The 19,905-nt window shown below is 68.6% G+C and carries 19 protein-coding genes; 12 read left to right on the forward strand and 7 right to left on the reverse strand.

The window, feature by feature from the left end; translation table 11 throughout:
• The first annotated feature begins 2 nt into the window (after positions 1-2).
• Complete coding sequence (locus tag A5700_RS08405; RefSeq protein WP_068073011.1) at positions 3-695, forward strand: GntR family transcriptional regulator; 693 nt, start codon at positions 3-5, stop codon at positions 693-695.
• Positions 696-775: 80 nt separating this feature from the next.
• A complete protein-coding gene (locus A5700_RS08410; protein ID WP_068073009.1) occupies positions 776-1,138 on the forward strand; it encodes a hypothetical protein in 363 nt (120 codons plus the stop codon).
• A gap of 21 nt (positions 1,139-1,159) precedes the next feature.
• Here the strand turns inward: A5700_RS08410 and A5700_RS08415 are convergent, their stop codons facing one another.
• The gene (locus tag A5700_RS08415; RefSeq protein ID WP_197502909.1) at positions 1,160-1,942 is read right to left on the reverse strand and encodes a TetR/AcrR family transcriptional regulator; all 783 of its coding nucleotides are present in this window, start codon (positions 1,940-1,942) and stop codon (positions 1,160-1,162) included.
• Between the two features lie 220 nt (positions 1,943-2,162).
• Between A5700_RS08415 and A5700_RS08420 the strand changes: the two genes are divergently transcribed.
• The gene (locus A5700_RS08420; RefSeq protein ID WP_068073005.1) at positions 2,163-2,960 is read left to right on the forward strand and encodes an SDR family NAD(P)-dependent oxidoreductase; all 798 of its coding nucleotides are present in this window, start codon (positions 2,163-2,165) and stop codon (positions 2,958-2,960) included.
• A gap of 34 nt (positions 2,961-2,994) precedes the next feature.
• Positions 2,995-4,002: a dihydrodipicolinate synthase family protein gene (locus A5700_RS08425; RefSeq protein ID WP_068073003.1), complete on the forward strand. Its 1,008-nt coding sequence runs from the start codon at positions 2,995-2,997 to the stop codon at positions 4,000-4,002.
• Positions 4,003-4,083: 81 nt separating this feature from the next.
• Here the strand turns inward: A5700_RS08425 and A5700_RS08430 are convergent, their stop codons facing one another.
• Positions 4,084-4,320 carry a general stress protein CsbD gene (locus A5700_RS08430; protein WP_068073001.1) on the reverse strand — a complete coding sequence of 79 codons (237 nt, stop codon included), beginning with the start codon at positions 4,318-4,320 and terminating at the stop codon, positions 4,084-4,086.
• Positions 4,321-4,571: 251 nt separating this feature from the next.
• On the opposite strand from A5700_RS08430, the gene A5700_RS08435 reads away from it, so the two are divergent.
• Entirely contained in the window at positions 4,572-5,618 is a 1,047-nt protein-coding gene (locus tag A5700_RS08435; protein ID WP_068072999.1) for an acyl-CoA dehydrogenase family protein, read from the forward strand.
• Between the two features lie 66 nt (positions 5,619-5,684).
• On the opposite strand, the gene A5700_RS08440 is transcribed toward A5700_RS08435, so the two are convergent.
• Genes A5700_RS08440 through A5700_RS08450 form a run of 3 tightly spaced genes read right to left on the reverse strand, consistent with a single transcriptional unit; the run spans position 5,685 to position 9,240 of the window.
• Positions 5,685-6,896, reverse strand: a complete 1,212-nt coding sequence (locus A5700_RS08440) for a CaiB/BaiF CoA-transferase family protein (RefSeq protein WP_068073156.1) — start codon at positions 6,894-6,896, stop codon at positions 5,685-5,687.
• Between the two features lie 59 nt (positions 6,897-6,955).
• Complete coding sequence (locus A5700_RS08445; RefSeq protein ID WP_068072997.1) at positions 6,956-8,611, reverse strand: acyl-CoA synthetase; 1,656 nt, start codon at positions 8,609-8,611, stop codon at positions 6,956-6,958.
• Between the two features lie 8 nt (positions 8,612-8,619).
• Positions 8,620-9,240 carry a PaaI family thioesterase gene (locus A5700_RS08450; RefSeq protein WP_068072995.1) on the reverse strand — a complete coding sequence of 207 codons (621 nt, stop codon included), beginning with the start codon at positions 9,238-9,240 and terminating at the stop codon, positions 8,620-8,622.
• A 138-nt stretch (positions 9,241-9,378) separates the two neighbouring features.
• Here A5700_RS08450 and A5700_RS08455 point away from each other — a divergent pair, with 138 nt between their 5' ends.
• Positions 9,379-10,512 carry a PHB depolymerase family esterase gene (locus A5700_RS08455; RefSeq protein ID WP_068073154.1) on the forward strand — a complete coding sequence of 378 codons (1,134 nt, stop codon included), beginning with the start codon at positions 9,379-9,381 and terminating at the stop codon, positions 10,510-10,512.
• 45 nt (positions 10,513-10,557) lie between these two features.
• Positions 10,558-11,610 (forward strand): TIGR03857 family LLM class F420-dependent oxidoreductase, encoded by a 1,053-nt coding sequence (locus A5700_RS08460; protein WP_068073153.1) that lies wholly within the window; start codon positions 10,558-10,560, stop codon positions 11,608-11,610.
• On the opposite strand, the gene A5700_RS08465 is transcribed toward A5700_RS08460, so the two are convergent.
• On the reverse strand, positions 11,597-13,096 hold the full coding sequence (locus A5700_RS08465) for an acyl-CoA carboxylase subunit beta (RefSeq protein WP_068072993.1): 1,500 nt from the start codon (positions 13,094-13,096) through the stop codon (positions 11,597-11,599). The two genes, A5700_RS08460 and A5700_RS08465, sit on opposite strands and share 14 nt — an antisense overlap.
• A 145-nt stretch (positions 13,097-13,241) precedes the next feature.
• Here A5700_RS08465 and A5700_RS08470 point away from each other — a divergent pair, with 145 nt between their 5' ends.
• The 5 genes from A5700_RS08470 to A5700_RS08490 all read left to right on the forward strand — a co-directional run bounded on the left by A5700_RS08470 (position 13,242) and on the right by A5700_RS08490 (position 18,734).
• On the forward strand, positions 13,242-14,462 hold the full coding sequence (locus A5700_RS08470) for a cytochrome P450 (RefSeq protein WP_068072991.1): 1,221 nt from the start codon (positions 13,242-13,244) through the stop codon (positions 14,460-14,462).
• Between the two features lie 168 nt (positions 14,463-14,630).
• Positions 14,631-15,455, forward strand: coding sequence for an SDR family NAD(P)-dependent oxidoreductase (locus tag A5700_RS08475; RefSeq protein WP_068072988.1), 825 nt, complete (start codon positions 14,631-14,633; stop codon positions 15,453-15,455).
• Between the two features lie 57 nt (positions 15,456-15,512).
• Entirely contained in the window at positions 15,513-16,139 is a 627-nt protein-coding gene (locus A5700_RS08480) for a TetR/AcrR family transcriptional regulator (protein WP_068072987.1), read from the forward strand.
• Positions 16,140-16,152: 13 nt separating this feature from the next.
• Positions 16,153-16,827, forward strand: a complete 675-nt coding sequence (locus A5700_RS08485) for a hypothetical protein (RefSeq protein WP_068072985.1) — start codon at positions 16,153-16,155, stop codon at positions 16,825-16,827.
• A 2-nt stretch (positions 16,828-16,829) separates the two neighbouring features.
• Entirely contained in the window at positions 16,830-18,734 is a 1,905-nt protein-coding gene (locus A5700_RS08490) for a YhgE/Pip domain-containing protein (RefSeq protein ID WP_068072983.1), read from the forward strand.
• A 9-nt stretch (positions 18,735-18,743) separates the two neighbouring features.
• Here the strand turns inward: A5700_RS08490 and A5700_RS08495 are convergent, their stop codons facing one another.
• The gene (locus tag A5700_RS08495; RefSeq protein WP_068072981.1) at positions 18,744-19,901 is read right to left on the reverse strand and encodes a Zn-dependent alcohol dehydrogenase; all 1,158 of its coding nucleotides are present in this window, start codon (positions 19,899-19,901) and stop codon (positions 18,744-18,746) included.
• Positions 19,902-19,905 lie beyond the last annotated feature (4 nt).

The raw sequence follows: 19,905 nt of genomic DNA on the forward strand, positions 1-19,905 counted from the left end.
CGATGACCGTCCCGGATTTCGCTGCGCGGCCGCAACTTTCCGACGACGTCGCGCGACTGATCCGGCAGCGCATCTTCGACGGGAGCTACGCCGCCGGCTCCTACGTCCGGCTGGACCAGCTGGCCGCGGAGTTGGGGATCAGCGTCACCCCGGTCCGCGAGGCGCTTGTCGCCCTGCGCGCCGAGGGCTTGATCACCCAGCAGCCGCGCCGCGGATTCATGGTGCTGCCCGTGACCCACCGGGACGTCACCGACGTCGCCAACGTTCAGGCGCACGTCGGCGGGGAACTCGCCGCCCGCGCGGCGCGCCACATCACCGACGACCAGCTGCGCGAGCTCCAGCGCATCCAGGCCGAGCTCGAAAGCGCCTACGCCGGCGACGACAGCGATAAGACCGTTCGGCTCAACCACGAGTTCCACCGCGCCATCAACGTCGCCGCCGACTCGCCCAAGCTGGCCCAGCTGATGTCCCAGATCACCCGCTACGCACCGGAATCGGTGTTCCCCGCCATCTCGGGGTGGCCGGCCCAATCGATGCGCGACCACCGCCGCATCCTGTCGGCGCTGAAGAAGCGCGACGACGACGGCGCGCGTGCGGCGATGTCGCAACATCTGGCCGCCGGGGCGGTCCCGCTGATCGATCATCTAATCGCCCGCGGGGTGGTCGTCGACGCCGACCGGCCGCCCATTCCCTGACGGCGCGCCGGCGGTTGTCGCCCGGCCGCCGATCGGCTTACGCTGCGCAGTGCGGGGGCGACACGGCAGAGCGAGGAGACATGTCCCGAACGCTTCGAGCACCGGCCGTCCTCGTCGTGGCCGCGACGGCCGCCGCCCTCGCGCCCCCGGCGGTCGCCGATCCGGTCGACCCGATCCCGGGCAACGGCGTCTTCGTCGTGGGCCCCGACGTCGCTCCCGGCCTCTACCACACCGGTGGGTCGGGGTCCGCGTTCGGCGTGTGGATCAACGACGTGCCGACCCAGGAGTCGATGTGTTCGTGGTTCACCTACAGCACCCCCGACGCGAACAAGGAGCACGTGCTGCAGACCAACACCTCGATCGGCCCCATGTACGCCAACATCAACTCGTCGGTCAAGGCATTCGAGTCGCAGAACTGCCAGCCGTGGACAAGGGTTCCCTAGCAACGGGTTTCGCGCGCAGGACTAGCGGGTTGCCGGCGCCTTCGCTCGGCCGCGCGCGGCGGGTGACTTGGCGGGGCTGCGCTTGCGGGCCCGCGACGCCTGGGCGTTCGTCTCGATCAGACGGCCGGCGTGGTCGAGGATGCAGTTGAGGCCGTACTCGAAGTTCGCCTCATCCGGGGCGGCGATCCGGTGGCCGATGCCGGAGACCTGGGCGAGCAGCGGCGTTTTCTCGGGATCGATCGCGACGGCTTCCTCGATGGCCCGCTGCCCGATGTCCGAGGACTGGTTCTTCTCGTAGAGCCGCTGCAGCACCACCGAGCCGCGGACGTGGATCGACATCGCCGAGTAGGTGTCGAAGGCGTCCTCCGCGGACAGCCCGGCCTCCACCAGGTTCGCGATGGCGCGCTCCATCTCCTGGGCACCCAGGCGCGCCGCCTTTGGGCTCAGGGCGGCGCGGATGAGGATCAGGTCGCACAAGATGGGGTTGCCCATAAAGGTTTTGCGCATCGAGCGCGCATGGTTGCGCAGGGTTTCGCGCCAGTCGCTGGCCTCCACATAGGGAGTGGCGAACACGTACTTGCTCAGGGCGCGGTCCGTCATCGCGTTGAGCAGGTCGTCCTTCTTGCGGAAGTACCAGTAGATGCTCGTCACACCGACGCCCAGGTGTTTGCCGAGCAGCGGCATGCTCAGGTTGTCGATCGATACCTGTTCGGCGAGTTCGAATGCGCCGCTGATGATGTCGTCGGGATTGATGGACCCGCGTTCGCGCCGTTGCCGCTTGTCGGCGGTTGCTTGCTTGGCCACTGCGGGCACCTCCAAGAAGATCCGTATAGTGCATGCGATGTGACATCCGCGGCGCCGGTACGATGCAATCTACCCGGCAAGTTCGCCCGCAGGTCGCCTCTGACCTGGGTATTCGCCCGCGTGTCGCGCTGCCCGTCTGTTACTGTAATACCTATCGTAGGCTTTTTGGTAAATCGGATCGACGGGCGAAAAGGGCCATGATGACGCTGCGGAGGCGGCGATGGACCTAGGGCTCGCGGACGCCGCCACGCTCGTCGTCGGCGGCAGTCGAGGCATGGGCCTGGCCACCGCCCGCTGCCTCGCGGACGAGGGCGCCCGGGTCGCGGTCCTGGGACGCAACCGCGACGCCCTGGACGCGGCGGTGACCGATCTCACGAGGCGCGGCAGTCCCGACGCCCTGGGCCTGGTCGCCGACATCGCGGACGGTGTGGCGGTCGACAAGGCGATGGCGGCGCTCGCCGGTCGCTGGGGTGGCGCGCTCAACGCGCTCGTCGTCACGGTGGGGCCCGGTGCCGCAGGAACTTTCGAGGACCTCACCGACGACCAATGGCGTCAGTCCGTCGAAGACGGCGTGCTGGGCATGGTGCGCTGCGTGCGCGCGGCGCTTCCGCTGCTGCGCAACGCGGCGTGGGCGCGGGTGGTCACCTTCTCGGCGCATTCCACGCAGCGCCAAAGCGTGCTGCTGCCCGCGTACACGGCGGCCAAATCGATGCTCACCAGCGTCTCGAAGAACCTGTCGCTGTTACTTGCGAAGGACGAGATCCTGGTCAACGTGGTCTCACCCGGCAGCATAGCGTCGGAATCGCTGCGCGGCTGGGCGGATTCGGTGGGTGTCGACGGCAACGACCTCTACGCCCTGATGGACGCCATAGGGACGCACTTCGGGCATCCCGCGCAGTTGCCGCGCGCCGGGTTACCGGAGGAAATCGGGCCGGTCGCCGCCTTTCTCGCCTCGCGCCGCAACTCCTACATGACCGGCGCCAACATCAACGTCGACGGCGGTTCGGACTTCACCTGACTTCACTTCCATTGAGCGACAAAAGGAGTCGACCATGGCAACGGCGAGCGAGGCACACGCCTGGGCGCGGGGCGCATTGCGGGGCATTGGGGACTCCCTCTACACGCCGTTTCGTGGGAGCGACGGTGACGAGATCGACTGGGACGCATACCGGACGCTGGTGCGCTACTGCGTCGGCGACCTCGGGCACCCGATGTTGTGGTGTACCAGCGGCATCGCCGAGTTCTGGTCGCTGACCCTCGACGAACGCAAGAGGCTGCTGGAGGTGGCTGTCGAGGAGGCACGCCGCATCAACCCCGACGTGGTGGTGCAGGCGTGCACGGCGGCCACGTCGGCCAAGGACTGTGTGGAACTGACCCGGCACGCCCAAGAGGCGGGCGCCGACATCGCCTACATTCAGACGCCGATGATGGAGACGCACGGGGGCGCCGGGGTGTTGCGGTTCTTCCGGTACGTGGCCGCGCGGACGGATATCGCGCTGGGCATGTTCAATTCGCCGTCCTCCGGCTACGTGCTGACCCCGGCCGAGAGTGCTCGGATCTATGAGGAGATACCCGCGGTGTGCGCCACCAAAGAGGGCGCGTTCCGGCCGGGCAGTAGCCGCCTGCTGCACCAGCTGGCGCCGGGCCTGGTGTTGTGGGAATGTGACAAGACGGTCTATCGCGCCGGGTGGCTGCGCGACGGCATCGTGTGTGCCGCCCAATTGGGCACCGCCGGCTACCTGTTCGAGACCCCGTCGCAGCGCATCTTCTCCCACTACTGGGATCTGGTGACCAGCGACAAGCTGGTCGAGGCGATGGACTATGGGCGCGAATCCGGCCTGGACCAGTTCGACCTCGACATGGGCTCGTGGTGGACCTGCTATCCGGGCCGCGCCGATTACTTCACCCACTGGGGTGCGGCGTTCAAGCACGCCGCCTCGCTGCTGGGCCTGCCCGTCGGGGATTATCCGCACTCACGCCCGCCGCAAGCGGAGCTGCCTCCCGAGCCCAAGGCGCAACTGGAGCGCGCCTACCGGCGGCTGGGCCTGATCGATGCCTGACCTACATCGCGCGGCGGGTCCTGCGGGAACGCGAAAGGCCCGGCCGCATGTCGCAGCCGGGCCTTTCGCATCTGGGTTCTGCTACTGCTCGGCCTTCTGGCGGGCCTCTTCCGCCTTGGCCTTGCCGCGAGCCTTCTCGGCGGCGGCTTCCTTCTTGGCGGCGTCGCGCTGCGCCTCGGCCTTGTCCTGCTGGGCCTTGCCCTCGTCGATGAGGTCGTTGCGGCCGATGACGGTGCCGATGATCTCCTTGGCCTTCCCGAAGACATCCTCGACGATGCCGCGGATCAGCTCGATCGGCCCACTCTTGACGTCCACCATGTGTTTTCCCTCCCTGGTGTTGGGTATCTGTATGGACTTTTCCCGCGACCGCGGGGCGGGGAAACGTGATCGGGGGGTGGCGCTCACCACAGTGCTCACCACAGTGCGGCCGGGCCCTCGCCCGGCGAGCCGTTCGGGTCCGGTGGGCGGCCCGCGGGCGCGCGCGAGCTGTACCGAGCCCCCGCCGCGCTCGACAATGAGCTACATCGCGCCCAAGATTTCTTCGTCGGTGGCCGGGAGGAAGGCTGAGGATGGACCGCTATGAGCTGCGCAGGCTCGACTACAGCCTGACGTCCGACCACGAGGCGCTGCAGGCGGCGTACCGCGACTTCTTCGACACCCACTGCACGATCGACACGGTTCGCGCCGCCGAGCAGACCGGTTTCGACGCGGATCTCTGGAACCGGTTGTGCGCCATGGGCGCAACGAGCATGGCCGTGGCGGAGTCGGCGGGCGGCGACGGTGCGACACTGGTCGACCTGACACTGGTGGCCGAGGAGATCGGCCGGTCGCTGGCCCCCGTTCCGTGGATCGACCAGGTCTGTACCGCGCGGTTGCTGGCGCGGCTGGGCGCCGTCGACTCCGACGTCGTCCACGGCAGGCGGCTCGCCGCGTTCGACCCCCAGCACGACACCGAGTCCGGGAGCCGGCTGCTGCCCAGCGGGTCGATCGCGGAGCAGGTCGTCATGCGCGACGGTGCCGAGATCGTTTCGCTGACGTTCGACGGCCCACCGGCCAGGGTGGACAACGTCGGCCGGCTACCGATGGCCTGGGTGGATCCGGCGGCCGCGCAAACGCGCACCGTGCTGGCCAGCGGTCCGCGCGCCGTCACGGAATATCAACGGGCGCTGGACGAATGGCGGGTGTTGACCGCCGCGGCGTTGGTGGGCCTGGTGGAGCAGGCCATGGCCATCGCCGCCGAATTCGCGAAGACCCGCTACACGCTGGGTGTGCCGATCGCGACGCTGCAGGGCGTCTCGCATCCGCTGGCCAACATCGCGATCACCGTGCAGGGCGGCCGCAATCTCGCGCGCCGCGCGGCCTGGTTTCTGGACAACGAGCCGCACGCACGCCCGGAGCTGGCGCCCGCGGCCTACGTGTTCATGGCCGAGGAGGCGCCGAGGGCGGCGACCATGGCGGCGCATGTCCAAGGCGGTCTCGGCGTTTCGGTGGAGGCGGCCGCGGCGGCCTACCTGGTGCGGGCCCGTGGCTGGGCGTTGGCCGGCGGCGACCCGGGCGCCAGCGCCAAACACGTCGGCGAGCTGGTCGCCACCCGGGAGGGCGGGACTTTCGGCTAGCGGGCCGCCGCCACCGCGGAGAATGCGCTTGGCGCGCAGCAGGTTCGCGGTGGCCCGCCCGGCGGTTCACGCGATGGCGCCCGCCTTCTTGAGCTCCTCGATCCGATCCCAGTCCATCCCGAGTTCCATCAACACCAGCTCGGTGTGTTCGGAGGCCTGCGGCGCCCTGGTGGTCTGCAGCGGCTCGTGGTTGAACTGGACGGGCCCACGCACGACGCGGAACGGCCTTCCGCCGGCCGCGAGTTCCACCTCACAGATCATGTCGTTGGCCAGCGCCTGCTCGTCGTCGACCAGGTCGATGAGGCTCTGGAACGGCGCCCATTGACCCTTCATGGTCTTGAGGTGCTGTCGCCAATAGTCGAAGGGCTTGGCCAGGAACGCGTCTGCGATCAATGCGGAGGCCGCGTCGGCGTTCTGGATCAGCGGCAACACATCGGAGAACCGCGGGTCGTCGGCCGCCTCGGGGATGCCGAGGTGCTCGAAGGTGTCGCGGATCAGGCCCGTCGGGCTGATGATGCACAGGTTGATCGTGCCGCCGTCGGCGGTGGTGTAGTTGCCCATGAACGGGTTGACCGACGCACCGGAACCCGGCATGGGCGTGCGCATCACCTCGCCGGTTTCCATGCCCTGCGTCACGCTCGCCCCCGCCGCCCACCACGCCGTGCTCAGCAGCGACACGTCGAGCTCCACGGCCTCGCCGGTGCGCTCGCGATGCAGCAGCGCGGCCGAGATGCCGCCGGCGATGAACATGCCGCCGATCGAATCACCGAACGCCGGAATGCCCTGTCCCAGTGCGCCACCCAGTGCCTCGGGTGTCAGCGCGTAACCGATGCCGCTGCGCGTCCAGAACACCGTTCCGTCATAGCCGCCGGTGTCGCGCTCGGCCCCCTTGTCGCCGTAGGCCGACCCGCGGGCGTACACAATGTCGGGGTTCGCCGCCCGGATGTGCTCGACGTCGAACTTGTGTTTCTGCCGCTGCGCGGGAAGGTAATTCGTCAGGAACACATCCGCGGTCCTGGCCAGCTCGTAGAGCACTTCCTGACCACCGGGCGTGGAGACGTCGATCCCGACGCTGCGTTTGCCGCGGTTGGGGTGCTCCATCAGCGGATGCCGTTCCGGATCCACCTGGATGCCGCCCATGTTCACAAAGCCGCGCTGGGTGTCGCCGCGCGCCGGGTGCTCGACCTTGATGACGTCCGCGCCCCAGTCGGCAAGGATCGCTCCCGCCGCCGGCACGAACGTGAATTGTGCGACCTCCAAGACCCGGAAGCCGGCCATCACTTTGGTCATCGTCGCGCCCATGTCCTCACCCCGATCCGATCCGATCCGCCGCCGACTCAACCCGTGATCGCCTGCTCGCGCGCCCACCGGTAGTCGGCTTTCCCCGATGGGCTGCGCTCGATCGCCGGACGGAACACGATCTCCTTGGGAAGCTTGTAGCGCGCCAGCGTCCGCGCGGCGTGCGCCACCAAATCCGCGGGCTCGGCGCTGGCGCCGGGAGCCAGCGCCACCACGGCGACCACCTCCTGACCCCACCGCTCGCTGGGCCGGCCCGCGACCACGACGTCGGCCACCGCGGGATGCGACGCGACGGCCGTTTCGACCTCCTCGACGAAGATCTTTTCTCCACCGGAATTGATGGTCACCGAATCGCGGCCCAGCAATTCGATGGAACCGTCGCGGCCGTGGCGCGCCCGGTCGCCCGGTACGGCGTAGCGGACGCCGTCGATCACCGGGAAGGTCTTGGCCGTCTTGGCCGCATCGCCCTTGTAGCCGAGCGGGACGAAGCCGCGCTGCGCCAGCCAACCCATGCCGTCATGCCCCCGCGGCAGCAGCGCGGTCAGGTCCTCGGCGGCGACGAAGGTGTCCGGTCCGGCGTTGAAGGTGCCGGTGGCCACCGATCCCGCCGTCGACAGGTGGTGCATCTGCGCGCCGGTCTCCGAGGACCCGACGCCGTCGACCACCATGGCGTTCGGCAGCACCTCGATCAGCCGCTGCTTGACGAATGGGGTCAGCAGGGCACCACCGTTGGCGATGACCGCCAGCGACGACACGTCGGCGATCCCCTTCTCGATGGCGGTGACCAGCGGGCGCGCCATCGCATCGCCCACCACGGTCACCACCGAGACCTTCTCGCGTTCGATGGTGCGCACCACGTCGTCGGCGTCCAGATGGTCGACCACCGTGGGGAAAACGACGGACTGCCCCGTCGTGAGCGCGGTCATGACGCTCCATTGGGCCGCGCCGTGGATCAGCGGCGGCAGGACCATGAGTTTGGTGCCGGGGCCCCCGGCGGCACGTTCGACGATCTCGTCGAGGGAGTTCGACGGCTCGCCCGTCATCAGGTTGCGCCCGCCAAAGGACGTCATGAAGATGTCGTGTTGCCGCCACAGCACGCCCTTGGGCATGCCCGTGGTGCCGCCGGTGTAGAGCACGTACAAGTCGTCGGGCGAGTGGTTCAGCTGCGGAGCCGGCAGCCGCGCGCCGGTCGCGATGGCGTCCTCGTAATCGACTGCGCCGGGCAGCAATTCGTTTCCGGATTCGTCGGCGATCTGAATCAGGACGCGCATCTGCGGCAGCTCGGGCAGCACCTCGGCCACGCGGGGCGCGAAGGCGGCGTGATACAGCAGCGCGGTCGCTGCCGAATCGTTGAGCAGATACGCGAGCTCGGCTTTGACGTAGCGGAAGTTGACGTTGAACGGCGCGACGCGCGCCTGGAAAGCGCCGAGCAGCGCTTCGACGAACTCGTTGCCGTTGTACGCGTAGAGGCCCAACAGATCCTGCCCGACCTCGTGCCCGGCGAGGGCGGCGCGCTCGGTGTGGCAGCCCAGCCCGCGGGAGTGCAGGTAGGCGGCGAGGTGCTCCGCCCGCGCGATGGTCTGGGCGTAGGTGAATCGTCGCTCGCCCTGGATCAGCAGCTCGCGGTCCCCGATGGCGGCGGCGACGCCCCTCGCGACGGCGGGCACCGTGAACTGCGTTGCGGTGTCGGACATCGTTCCCCTCACGGCTGGTGCGGCAGTAGACGAACCATCAGGCCGTTAGCCTCGCTCAGCACGGTGCCATCGGCGGCTGTCATAGTAGCGTCAATGAAAACCTTGCGGCCGTCGACGCGATTGACGCCGCCCCAGGCGGTCAACGGTTGGTCGATCGGGGTGATATTGCGATAGTCGACGTGCAGGAACGCCGTGCGCGTCGGCCGGATGCCCGCGGAAGTGACGACCATCCCGAAGAGCCAGTCGTAGAACAGCGGGATCACACCGCCGTGCACGGCGCGGTTGCCGCCGACGTGCGCGGTGCTGAAGTGGCCCGCCATCCGCACGCCATCAGGCCCCAAATCGGTCACCAGCCACGGCGGCATCAGGGGGTGGGCCAGCCCCGGCAGGCTCAGCACCCGGCCGGCCACCGCCTCGGTCTCCGGGACCTGATGGCCGTCCAGCAGCGCGCAGGCGTCCCGCAGGTGTGCGGTTGCGGCCGCCCACTGCGCGGCGTCCGGCTTGGTGGACACGGTCAGGTCTTGGAGGCGGCGCAGCGCCGCGATGAACGGCCCCAGTTCCTCCGGCGCATCCGTGACGGGCTTTACCTCGGGGAATCCGCCACGGACTTGCGGCGCGGTGTCGGTCATCGCGTCCTTTCGATTGAGCCCGCCCGGCGGGCCGCGTCGCGGCCCCGGGCGCCCGATACTAATTTGGTTACAGTATAGGTTTCAGCTGATCGGTGGTAGGTGGTGCGCAGCGCGCGGTGCCAGGGAAAGGTGGGTGAGGTGTCGTCAAAGGCGTTGAGCGGGTTGGGGGTCGCCACGGACATCGCTCGCGAGTTGAGCCTGCTGACGCCGCGCACGCTGATCGGGCTGCACGAATCGACCGGCTGGTCGGCGCTGTCGCCGCGCGGGGCCCGGCAGTTCGGCGAGGTCATGCTCGACGAGCTTGTGCTGAGCGGCTTTTCGGTGCTGGGCCGGAACCCGGCGGCGGTGCGGCCGCTCGCCTCCTGCGCCGCGGCGGCCGACGAGCTGGCGTCGCTCGGCGTCGACGGCGCCCACGCGGACCCGGCGCCCCTGCGGGTGACCTCGCTGCGGCGGCGCAGCATCGCCGGACTGGCCTACGAGCGGATGACCTTCGAGCACGATCCGGCGCTGCCGGCGACGCTGGAGGCCGACGGGCTGGGCGGCCCGGCCAGGGCCGTGGTGCACCTGTGCCGGCATAGCGACGGGCCGCGGCCCTGGCTGGTGTGGGTGCACGGCGCCGGGCAGGGTGGGGCCGAGGACCTCGTGCTGTCCCGGATCGGTCGGATCCACCGCGAGCTGGGCTACAACGTCGCGATGCCTGTGCAACCCGGCCACGGCTGCCGGCGCCGCGAATGGCCGACCTACCCGGACATGGACCCGCTGGGCAACGTCGCGGGAATGATCCGGGTGGTCTCCGAGGTGCGCGCGGTGCTGCGGTGGGTACGCCCGCAGGCCAATGCCGTTGTCGTCGCCGGCATTTCGATGGGTACCCCGGTCGCCACGCTGGTCTCTCACTTGGAGGACGGCGTCGACGCGGTGGCCTTGTACACGCCGATCCTCGGGCTCAACGCGATGATCGCCCGGCACCTGGGACGCTGGGGCAGCTCCCGCGACGAGTTCCGCGCGCTGCTGGCCTCGCCGGAGGTCACCGCGTTGACGTCGGTCATCGACCCGTTGGCGGTCACACCCAAGCCGCCGCCGCACCGCCGGCTGATCGTGGGGGCGTGGCACGACCGGATGGCCATGCGCGGGCCCGCCCTTGCACTGCAGGAACGTTGGAACGGCCAGCTCTACTGGTACGACGGCAGCCACGTCGGACACGTGTTCTCCCGGCGGGTGCAGGGGGTCACCCGCCGCTTCCTGCGAGAGGTGGCCGATGCGGCGCCAGACTGACGCGACGAGGTGTCGGATTGCGGTTTCAGGGCAAGGAGTGTGGACGTGAGTGAGCGGGCGCTCGACGAGTTGGGCTTCTACTTGCTGGCCGGGGCCGGGGGTGCGGGCCCGGCGTCGTTGATGGACGAGGCCCGCCGCGGCGAGGAACTGGGTTTGGGCACCGCGTTCATCTCCGAGCGCTGGAACGTCAAGGAGGCCTCGTCCTTGGTCGGGGCCGCGTGCGCGGTCACCGACCGCATGCAGATCGCTACCGCCGCAACCAATCACAACACCCGGCACCCCCTGATCACCGCGTCGTGGGCGACCACCATGCATCGGCTCTCCGGCGGGCGTTTCACGCTGGGCATCGGCAGGGGCATCGCCGCGATCTACGGCGCCTTCGGCATACCGGCGGTCACGACGGCGCAGATGCAGGACTGGGCCCAGGTGATGCGCCGGCTCTGGCGCGGCGAGCTGATCCTCAACCACGACGGGCCGATGGGCAAGTATCCCATCCTGTTCCTCGACCCGGACTTCGACGAGGACATCCGCCTGGCGCTGGTGGCGTTCGGACCCAACACCCTCGAACTCGGCGGCCGGATCTTCGACGACGTCATCCTGCACACCTACTTCACGCCCGAGACGCTGCAACGCTGTGTGGCGACCGTCAAATCCGCCGCGGAGCGGGCGGGCCGTGACCCTTCCGACGTCCGGGTCTGGTCGTGCCTGGCCACCGTCGGTGACCACCTGCCCGAACACCTCCGGCTGAAGAAGACCGTCGCGCGCCTAGCCACCTACCTGCAGGGCTACGGTGACCTGTTGGTCCGCACGAATGACTGGGATCCTGCTGCGCTGCAACGGTTTCGGCAGGACCCGGTGGTCACCTCGATCGCGGGCGGAATCGACCACAAGGGCACCCCGGAGCAGATCGAGCACATCGCCACGCTGATCCCCGACGCATGGCTGGAGCCCGCCGCCACGGGCTCGGCCGGTCAGTGCGTGGACCGGATCCGTCGCGAATTCGACTACGGCGCCGACGCGGTCATCCTGCACGGCGCGACGCCCGATGAGCTCGAGCCGATCGTGGCGACGTATCGGTCCGGCCTCACGGCAGGATGACGGTCCGGCTCACCGGTTCGGCCGCGGCCTGCCGCGCCGAGATGCCGCGCAGCAAGGCCGCCAACAGCGCGTCGCGGGTCTCGCGCGGGTCGATCAGCTCGTCGAACCCCAGCCGCTCGGCCGACCGGTAGGACGCCTGCAACTCGGCGTCGCGCAACGCGGCCGAAAGGTCCTCGCCGGCGCGGGCGGCGCGGCTGAGCGCCGCGGCGCTCATGGCGCCCATCGTCGCGGCGGGATAGGCGAACGTCGCCACCTGATGGTCGAAGCCCAGCAGCGACATCACCATCGAGCCGAACCCGTACGCCTTGCGCAGCGTGAGGTGCAGCTTCACCGTGGTCGCCGCCGTCTGCGCGGCGAACATCCGCCCGCCGGCGCGCAGCACCCCGGCGCGTTCGGACCGGCTGCCCGGCAACATGCCGGGATTGTCGGCGAGGAACACGAGCGGCAGATGGAACGAATCGGCGACCATGATGAAATGCGCCGCCTTGTCCGCGGCGGCGGCGTCGATGGAGCCCGCCAGCACCTGCGGCTGGTTGGCCACCACCGCGACCGGCTGGCCGCCGAGGTGTGCGAGTGCGCAGATGATCGCCCTGCCGTACCGCGGTTGTATTTCGAACCAGTCCGGCCGGTCGAACACCACGTCGAGCACCGCGCGCATGTCGTAACCGCGGCGGTTGTCGCGCGAGACGATGTCGAGCAACTCGGGGGTGTGCCGCGGGCCGCTCGACTCGCCCGGGTCGGCCGCGGGCGGCGGGTAGGACCACGCGCTGGGCGGGAAATAGGACAGGTAACGGCGGATGTCGTCGAGCACCTCTTCGTCGGATTCGGCGACATTGTGGATCACCCCGCTGGGCAGGGCGACGCCGGGTCCGCCGAGCTCCTCCTTCGAAACGTCCTCTCCCGTCGACTCTTTGACCACGGGCGGCCCGGCCGTGAAGATGGCACCCTGGGCGCTCATGATCCGGAAGTCACAGACGGGAGCGACCAACGCGCCGTGCCCGGCGGACGGCCCGAGCACCGCGGCGACGGTGGGGACGCGACCCGAGCACTGGGTTTGGGCGAGCAGGTCCGTCGGGGTGCGGCCGTAGTGTTCCTCAGCGGCCCGGAACCCGGCGCCTTCGAGCAGCATCACCAACGGAATCTTGTCGCGCAGAGCCAATTCCGCGATGCGAAATCGCTTGGCGTTGTTACCCGCGCCGATGCTGCCCGCCAGGGTCGTGAAGTCTTCCGCCCCCAGCATCACCGGGGACCCGTTGATCCGGCCCGATCCGACGACGATGCCGTCGGCGGCGATCTCGCCGCCGGCCAGGGTGCCGATCTCGCGGAAGCTGCCAGGGTCGAGGAGGTAGTCGATGCGAGCCCGGGCGTCGAGCTTGCCGCGGCCGCGGTGCTTGTCGAGCCGTTCGGCGCCACCCATCGCCCGCGCGTGCCGCCGACGACGGTCGAGATCGGCCAACGTCTCGTCCCAGCCCTGCGATTTCGTCATCCTCTGTTCCTACCTCGTGCCGTCCCGGACGTCCGAGCGGGCTCTGCGGCCTTGCATACTGAATTGCTTACGGTAAAGTTGCCCACACTGTCGATGGACCCGGCAAGGTCCTTGGCGCCAAAGGAGTCCGGTGACCGCAACGACTGTGGAGGAAGCCGCTAACGCGCTGGCCGATCCGGATGCCTACACCGACGAACGGGCGCTGCACGCGGCGCTGACCCACCTGCGCGCCCGGGCGCCGGTGTCGCGGGTCGAGGTGGCCGGGTACCGCCCATTCTGGGCGGTCACCAAACACGCCGATGTGATGGCCATCGAACGCAACAACACGCTGTTCACCAACTGGCCGCGTCCGGTGTTGACCACCGCGGCCGGCGACGACCTGCAGGCCGCCGCCGGCGTGCGCACGTTGATCCACCTCGACGATCCGCAACACCGGGTGGTGCGGGCGATCGGCTCGGACTGGTTTCGGCCAAAGGCCATGCGCGCGTTGAAGATGCGCGTCGACGAGCTGGCCAAAAGTTACGTCGACAAGATGCTGGCGGCCGGCCCCGAATGCGACTTCGTGCAGGAGGTGGCCGTCAACTACCCCTTGTACGTGATCATGTCGCTGCTGGGTTTGCCCGAGGCGGACTTTTCCCGCATGCTCACCCTCACCCAGGAGTTGTTCGGCAGCGACGACTCCGAATACCGGCGGGGCGCCACGAACGACGATCAGCTGCCGGCGTTGCTCGACATGTTCGGGTACTTCAACGGCGTGACCGCCGCGCGCCGTGAGCGCCCGACCGAGGACCTCGCGTCGGCGATCGCCAACGCCCGCATCGACGGCGAACCGTTGTCGGACATCGAGACGGTTTCCTACTACCTGATCGTGGCCACCGCCGGTCACGACACCACCAGCGCGACCATCTCCGGCGGCTTGCAGGCGCTCATCGAGAATCCGGACCAGCTCGACCGCCTGCGCGACGACCTCACCCTCATGCCGCTGGCGGTCGAGGAGATGATCCGCTGGGTGACGCCGGTCAAGGCCTTCATGCGCACCGCCGCCGCGGACACCACCGTGCGCGGCGTCCGGATCGCCGCGGGGGAGTCGGTCTTGTTGTCGTACGTCTCGGCCAACCGCGACGAGGACGTCTTCGCCGAGCCGTTCCGCTTCGACGTCGGGCGTGACCCCAACAAGCATCTGGCCTTCGGCTATGGCGTGCACTTCTGCATGGGTGCCGCCCTGGCCCGAATGGAGGTCAGCAGCTTCTTCACCGAGCTGTTGCCCAGACTGAAATACATTGAGCTGCAGGGTGATCCGGAGTTGACTGCCACCACCTTCGTCGGCGGCCTCAAGCACCTGCCGGTGCGCTACGCGCTGAGCTAAGCGGCCTGTTGGCTCGCTACTTCTGCGAGATCCGCTGCGGCGACGCCAACACCGCAGCGGCCCTGCGCGAATCGCGTCAGAGCTTCGACGTCGAGTTGCGGTCCAATTCCCGTCGCTGAGCGGCCCGCTTACCGCGTGCTCGCTACACTCCGGCCTGGAGGTCTCGCAATGACGCGCAGGACGGTAGTCATCACCGGTGCCAGCGACGGCATCGGTGCGGCCGCGGCGCGGCGCCTCAGCCGCAGCGGCGATCGGGTCGTCGTCGTCGGCCGCTCCCCATCGAAGACCGCGGCGGTGGCCGCCGAGTTGGACGCGGACTGCTTCGTGGTCGATTACGCCGACCTGTCCCAGGTGCGGGCGCTCGCGGACAAGCTGCGTTCGCAGTACCCGCGCATCGACGTCCTGCTCAACAATGCGGGCGGGATGGCCAGCAAGGTGGAGCTGACGCCCGATGGCTATGAGCGCACCTATCAGGTCAACTATCTCGCGCCGTTCCTGTTGACCACGAGCTTGCTGGACGTGCTGCTGGAATCCCGCGCCACGATCGTCAACACCACCAGTTCGTCGCACAAGCTGATCGTCCGTGCCGGCGTCGACGACTTGGAGAACACCGCCAGCCGCCGGCCTGCCGCCGGTTACGCGCTTTCGAAGCTCGCGATCGTGTTGTTCACCAAGGAATTACACCGGCGCTACCGTGTCGGCGGCCTTGCCGTCGCGGCCGTGCATCCCGGCAACGTCAACTCCAACATCGGCGTCGCCTCCGGGTCGCGATTCCTGGTCTTCATGCAGCGGCACACCCCGGCGGCGCTGTTCATCTCCACCCCGGACCAGGGCGCCGAACCGTTGGTGCGGCTGGCGTCGAGCGCGCCCGTGGCCGACTGGACGCCCGGCGCGTACTACGCCAAGCGCAAGATCGCCAAGACCAGTCGCCTGGCGAACGACCCGCGATTGGCCGCCGACCTGTGGGAGCGCACCGCGGCCAGGCTCGGCTGAGCACGCCGGCCCGGGTGATCTTTGATACCGACTAGTATCGAAACGATACTGACGGGTATGCTGCTGCACATGTCGCCCGTCAAACCGCTGCGCACCCGCCCGACCCGGGGCGAGGTTCGCGACCGGATCCTGGACGCGGCGGCGAAGGTGTTCGCCGCGGAGGGTTTCGCCGGCGCCACCATCGACGCGATCGGTCAGGCCGCGGGCTTCACCAAGGGTGCGGTCTATTCCAATTTCGAATCGAAGGATGAGCTGTTCCTGGCTCTGCTCGACCGCGAGTTCGAGTCGCGCGGTGAGCAGATCGCGATAGCGCTGGACCGCAGCGACGGCGACACCGGCGCCGCCGCGCGCGAGGTGAGCCGGTCGGTGCTCGACTCGGTCCGCGACCATTCCGACTACTACGTGCTGCTCGTCGAGTACTGGCTGCGCGCTCAGCGCGATCCACAGCTTCGAGACCGCCTGATCGAGCGCCGGCGCGCCGCGGCCGGCCAGGCGCTGCGCATCGTCGAATCGAGCGACACCGTGCCGGGCGACCGGCGGTTGACCGACATCGCGCAGCTCGTCGTCACCCTCAACCTGGGCGTCGCGATGGAAGAGGTCCTGCGTCCGGGAACCATCAACCCCGACCTGCTTTCGCGGCTGATCACCGCACTGCTGCAATCGATCCCGGTTTCGGGCGAATAGGGAAAGCCACACCATGGATGCCAACGAACCAGACGACACCGCACCGGTGATCACCGCCGCCGGGTTGGGGGTCGACGGTGAGCACGGGCCGCTGTTCTCCGGAGTCGACTTGGCCTTGACGCCGGGATTTCACGCCATCCAGATGCCCGGGGGTCCCGGTCAGACGACGCTGTTGTTGACGCTGGCGGGACGATTCAAGGCCAGTCACGGCACGCTGAGCGTGCTCGGCGAAACGACGCCACGCGCGATCCGCCGCCTGTGCGCGATCGCGGCGTTCGACGACATCGATGAACTCGAAGAGTCGGTGACCGTGGCGACCGTCCTCGCCGAGCAACGCCGGTGGTTGGCGCCGTGGTATTCGCTGGTGCCGCTGCAAGCCGGTCAGGCCGAGCTGACGGAGGTCTTCGGCGACATGCCGCCGCCGTCTTCGGACACCTACATCGTCGAATTGTCGGACCTGGAACTGTTTTTGCTGCGCATCACGCTCGCGCTGCTGTCGAATCGTCCGCTGCTGGTGGTCGGTGACCTCGAGCAAGTGCGCGACAACTCCCGGCGAGCGATCGCGGTGGAACGGCTGGGCGTGATCGCCCAGCAGCGCACCGTCGTCGTCGGGGTGACCAATCCGCTCGGCGCCGACGCACCCGAGCACGAGCTTCACGATCGCCGCGTCCTGACCGGAGGAAATTGACGATGTTGGCTGGACTCGCATTCGGCTCGGAGATCAAGCGTTTCGGTCGCAGCCGGTTGACGCGCGTGGCGATCGTCGTGCTGATGTTGCTGCCGCTGGTCTACGGGGCGCTGTACCTGTGGGCGTTCTGGGATCCCTTCGGCCACACCAACAAGATGCCGGTGGCGCTGGTCAACTCCGACCGGGGCGCCGTCGTGTCCGGGCAGCAGTTCAACGCGGGCGCGGAGATCGCCAAAAGCCTGACCGCGGACGGCGGCCTCGACTGGCACGTGGTGGACTTGGCCGAGGCGCGCAACGGGGTCGACCACGGCCAGTACTACTTCATGGTGGAATTGCCGCCGGACTTCAGCGCGGCGATCGCGTCACCGGTGACGGGGCAGCCCAAGAAGGCCAACCTGATCGCCGTCTACAACGACGCCAACAACTACATCTCGACGAGTATCGGTCGCACCGCCCTCGGCCAGGTGCTCAACGCGGTATCCAGCCGGATCTCGGGGCAGGCCGTCAATCAGCTGCTGTCGGTGGTGATTTCGTCCGGATCGGGGATCAAGCAGGCGGCGGACGGGGCCGCGCAACTCGACGACGGGGCCGGTCAGCTGGTGGCCGGCCTGGACACCGCGCGGTCCGGCTCGGCGAAGCTTTCCGCCGGTGCCAAGCAACTGTCGGACGGAATCAACCAGGCCACCGACCCGCTGCTCGCCGTGACCAAGGCGTTGTCGCAAATCGGCGGCAGCACGCAGCAATTGCAACAGGGTGCCGCCGCGCTCACGCAGGCCAACGACCAGATCGGTGCCATCTCCGCGGCACAGGACGCCGCCGCGAACTCGCTGACGTCGGTGATCGATCAGCTTTCCGCACGGCAGGATCCGCTGGCGAACAACCTGCGCGGCGTCCAGGATCAACTCCGGGGTCACCAATTCACGCCGCAGATCCGCCAACAGCTCGTCGATGCGCAGAACGCGGCGATCAATCTGACGTCGGGGTTGCGTAATCCCGGCAGTCCGCTCGCGTCGGGGCTCGACCAGGTGGGCAACAAGGGACAGGAGCTGACCAACAAGCTCACCCAGCTGCGCGACGGAGCCCAGCAAGTGTCCACCGGTAACGCGCAATTGGCCGAGGGCATCGCCAAGCTCGACGACGGCGCACACCAACTCAAGGCGGGGTCGGCCGAGCTGGCGACCAAGCTTGCCGACGGTGCCAAGCAGGTGCCCAACTGGACCAGCCAGCAAAAGGACTCGGTCGCCGACACCATCGGTGGTCCGGTGCAACTCGAAGCTTCGCATGAGAACGCCGCGCCCAACTTCGGCACCGGGATGGCCCCGTTCTTCCTCACGCTCGCCCTGTTTTTCGGCGCATTGGTGCTGTGGATGGTGTTACGGCCCTTGCAGACTCGTCCGATCGCCGCGGAGGTGCTGGCGATTCGCGTGGTGCTTGCCAGCTACCTGCCCGCTGCCGCGATCGCGTTGTGCCAGGCCGCGGTCCTTTACTGCGTGGTCCGGTTCGCCCTCGGGATGCACGCCGTGCATCCGGTCGCGATGCTGATGTTCATGGTGCTGATCTCCGCCGCGTTCGTCGCCGCCACGCAGGCGATCAACGCGCTCGTCGGTCCGGCAGTGGGCCGGGTGCTGATCATGGCGCTGCTCATGTTGCAGCTCGTGAGCGCGGGCGGCATGTATCCCGTGGAAACCACGTCGCGGCCGTTTCAGGTCCTGCACCGCTTCGACCCGATGACCTATGGCGTCAACGGATTGCGCCAGCTCATCCTCGGCGGCATCGACGCCAGGCTGTGGCAGGCGGTCATCGTGCTGATCGGGATAACGGCTGTCGCGCTGGTGATCTCGTGCCTGTCGGCGCGAAGGGACCGGCTGTGGAACCTCAGCAGGCTGATTCCCGCGATCAAGATGTAGGCGGCGCCGTCAGCCGATCCCGAAATCGATGACGCCGCGGATGATCTCGCCGTTACGCAGGTCGTCGTAGGCGTCGTTGATCTGGTCGAGGGCGTAGCGCTTGGTGATCATCTCGTCGAGCTGGAGTTGGCCGGTCTGATACAAAGTGGCCAGGCGGGCGATGTCCGCCCTCGGGTTGCACGAGCCGAAGACGGTGCCCGCCAACGTCTTGTTCATCAAGATGAAGTCCTGCAGGTCGATCTTGACCGATCGGGTCAGCTGCGAGGTCATGCCGGTGAGTACGCACGTCCCCCCTTTGCGGGTGAGCGCCAGGGCGTCCCGGACGTCACCGGCCGCGATCAGCGACGGCGACACCACCACCGCGTCGGCCATCACCCCGTAGGTCAGTTCCCGCACCACCTCCGCGGCCTCGGCGACCGTGGCGACGCTGTGGGTGGCGCCGAACCGCAGCGCCGACTTGCGTTTGAACTCCACCGGGTCGACGGCGACGACGGCCGCGGCGCCGCCGATGCGAGCGCCTTGCACCGCGCCCGTTCCGATCCCGCCCACCCCGACCACGACGACGGTGTCACCGGCGCGCATGCCCGAGCGATTCGCGACGGAGCCATAGCCCGTGGGAATGGCGCACGATAGCAGCGCGCTGGGCGCCAACGGCAGGTGCGGTTCGATCTTGACCAGTGAATCCGTCGACACCACAGTGTGTTCGGCGAACGCCCCCACCTTGGCCAGGTGGCCCAGCGGCCGGCCGTCGACGGTGTGGTGGCGAAACGTGCCGTCGGTGGGCATGCCGGGAACCATGGTGCCGATGCCGGCATCACACAGGTATTCCATCCCCGTGGCGCACCATCGGCACTGGCCGCACACCGCGACGAACGACATGACCACGTGATCACCGGGAGCGAATCCGGTGACGCCGCTGCCGATTTCGCGGACGATGCCGGCGCCCTCGTGGCCACCGATGGTCGGGAACATCGTCGGCAGGCCCAACGATCGCATTACCTCGTTGGGTGCCGACATGTCGCCCTGCAGGATGTGTTCGTCCGAGTGGCACAGGCCGGCGGCGGCCATCTGGACCAGCACCTCGCCCGCGCGGGGCGGGTCGAGCTCGAACTCCTCGACCGACCACGGGCCGCCGACGTCGTGCAGGACCGCTGCCCGGCTTCTCAACCGC

This window comes from Mycobacterium sp. E1214 (assembly GCF_001666755.1).
Classification (GTDB): Bacteria; Actinomycetota; Actinomycetes; order Mycobacteriales; family Mycobacteriaceae; genus Mycobacterium.

What these genes read in the sequence shown, in the direction of transcription:
- A5700_RS08485 (WP_068072985.1), top strand. Translation starts at nt 16,153, where the DNA reads ATGGATGCCAACGAACCAGACGACACCGCACCGGTGATCACCGCCGCC.
- A5700_RS08410 (WP_068073009.1), top strand. Translation starts at nt 776, where the DNA reads ATGTCCCGAACGCTTCGAGCACCGGCCGTCCTCGTCGTGGCCGCGACG.
- A5700_RS08465 (WP_068072993.1), bottom strand. Translation starts at nt 13,096, where the DNA reads ATGACGAAATCGCAGGGCTGGGACGAGACGTTGGCCGATCTCGACCGT.
- A5700_RS08445 (WP_068072997.1), bottom strand. Translation starts at nt 8,611, where the DNA reads ATGTCCGACACCGCAACGCAGTTCACGGTGCCCGCCGTCGCGAGGGGC.
- A5700_RS08440 (WP_068073156.1), bottom strand. Translation starts at nt 6,896, where the DNA reads ATGGCCGGCTTCCGGGTCTTGGAGGTCGCACAATTCACGTTCGTGCCG.
- A5700_RS08490 (WP_068072983.1), top strand. Translation starts at nt 16,830, where the DNA reads ATGTTGGCTGGACTCGCATTCGGCTCGGAGATCAAGCGTTTCGGTCGC.
- A5700_RS08430 (WP_068073001.1), bottom strand. Translation starts at nt 4,320, where the DNA reads ATGGTGGACGTCAAGAGTGGGCCGATCGAGCTGATCCGCGGCATCGTC.
- A5700_RS08480 (WP_068072987.1), top strand. Translation starts at nt 15,513, where the DNA reads ATGCTGCTGCACATGTCGCCCGTCAAACCGCTGCGCACCCGCCCGACC.
- A5700_RS08405 (WP_068073011.1), top strand. Translation starts at nt 3, where the DNA reads ATGACCGTCCCGGATTTCGCTGCGCGGCCGCAACTTTCCGACGACGTC.
- A5700_RS08425 (WP_068073003.1), top strand. Translation starts at nt 2,995, where the DNA reads ATGGCAACGGCGAGCGAGGCACACGCCTGGGCGCGGGGCGCATTGCGG.
- A5700_RS08475 (WP_068072988.1), top strand. Translation starts at nt 14,631, where the DNA reads ATGACGCGCAGGACGGTAGTCATCACCGGTGCCAGCGACGGCATCGGT.
- A5700_RS08420 (WP_068073005.1), top strand. Translation starts at nt 2,163, where the DNA reads ATGGACCTAGGGCTCGCGGACGCCGCCACGCTCGTCGTCGGCGGCAGT.
- A5700_RS08435 (WP_068072999.1), top strand. Translation starts at nt 4,572, where the DNA reads ATGGACCGCTATGAGCTGCGCAGGCTCGACTACAGCCTGACGTCCGAC.
- A5700_RS08450 (WP_068072995.1), bottom strand. Translation starts at nt 9,240, where the DNA reads ATGACCGACACCGCGCCGCAAGTCCGTGGCGGATTCCCCGAGGTAAAG.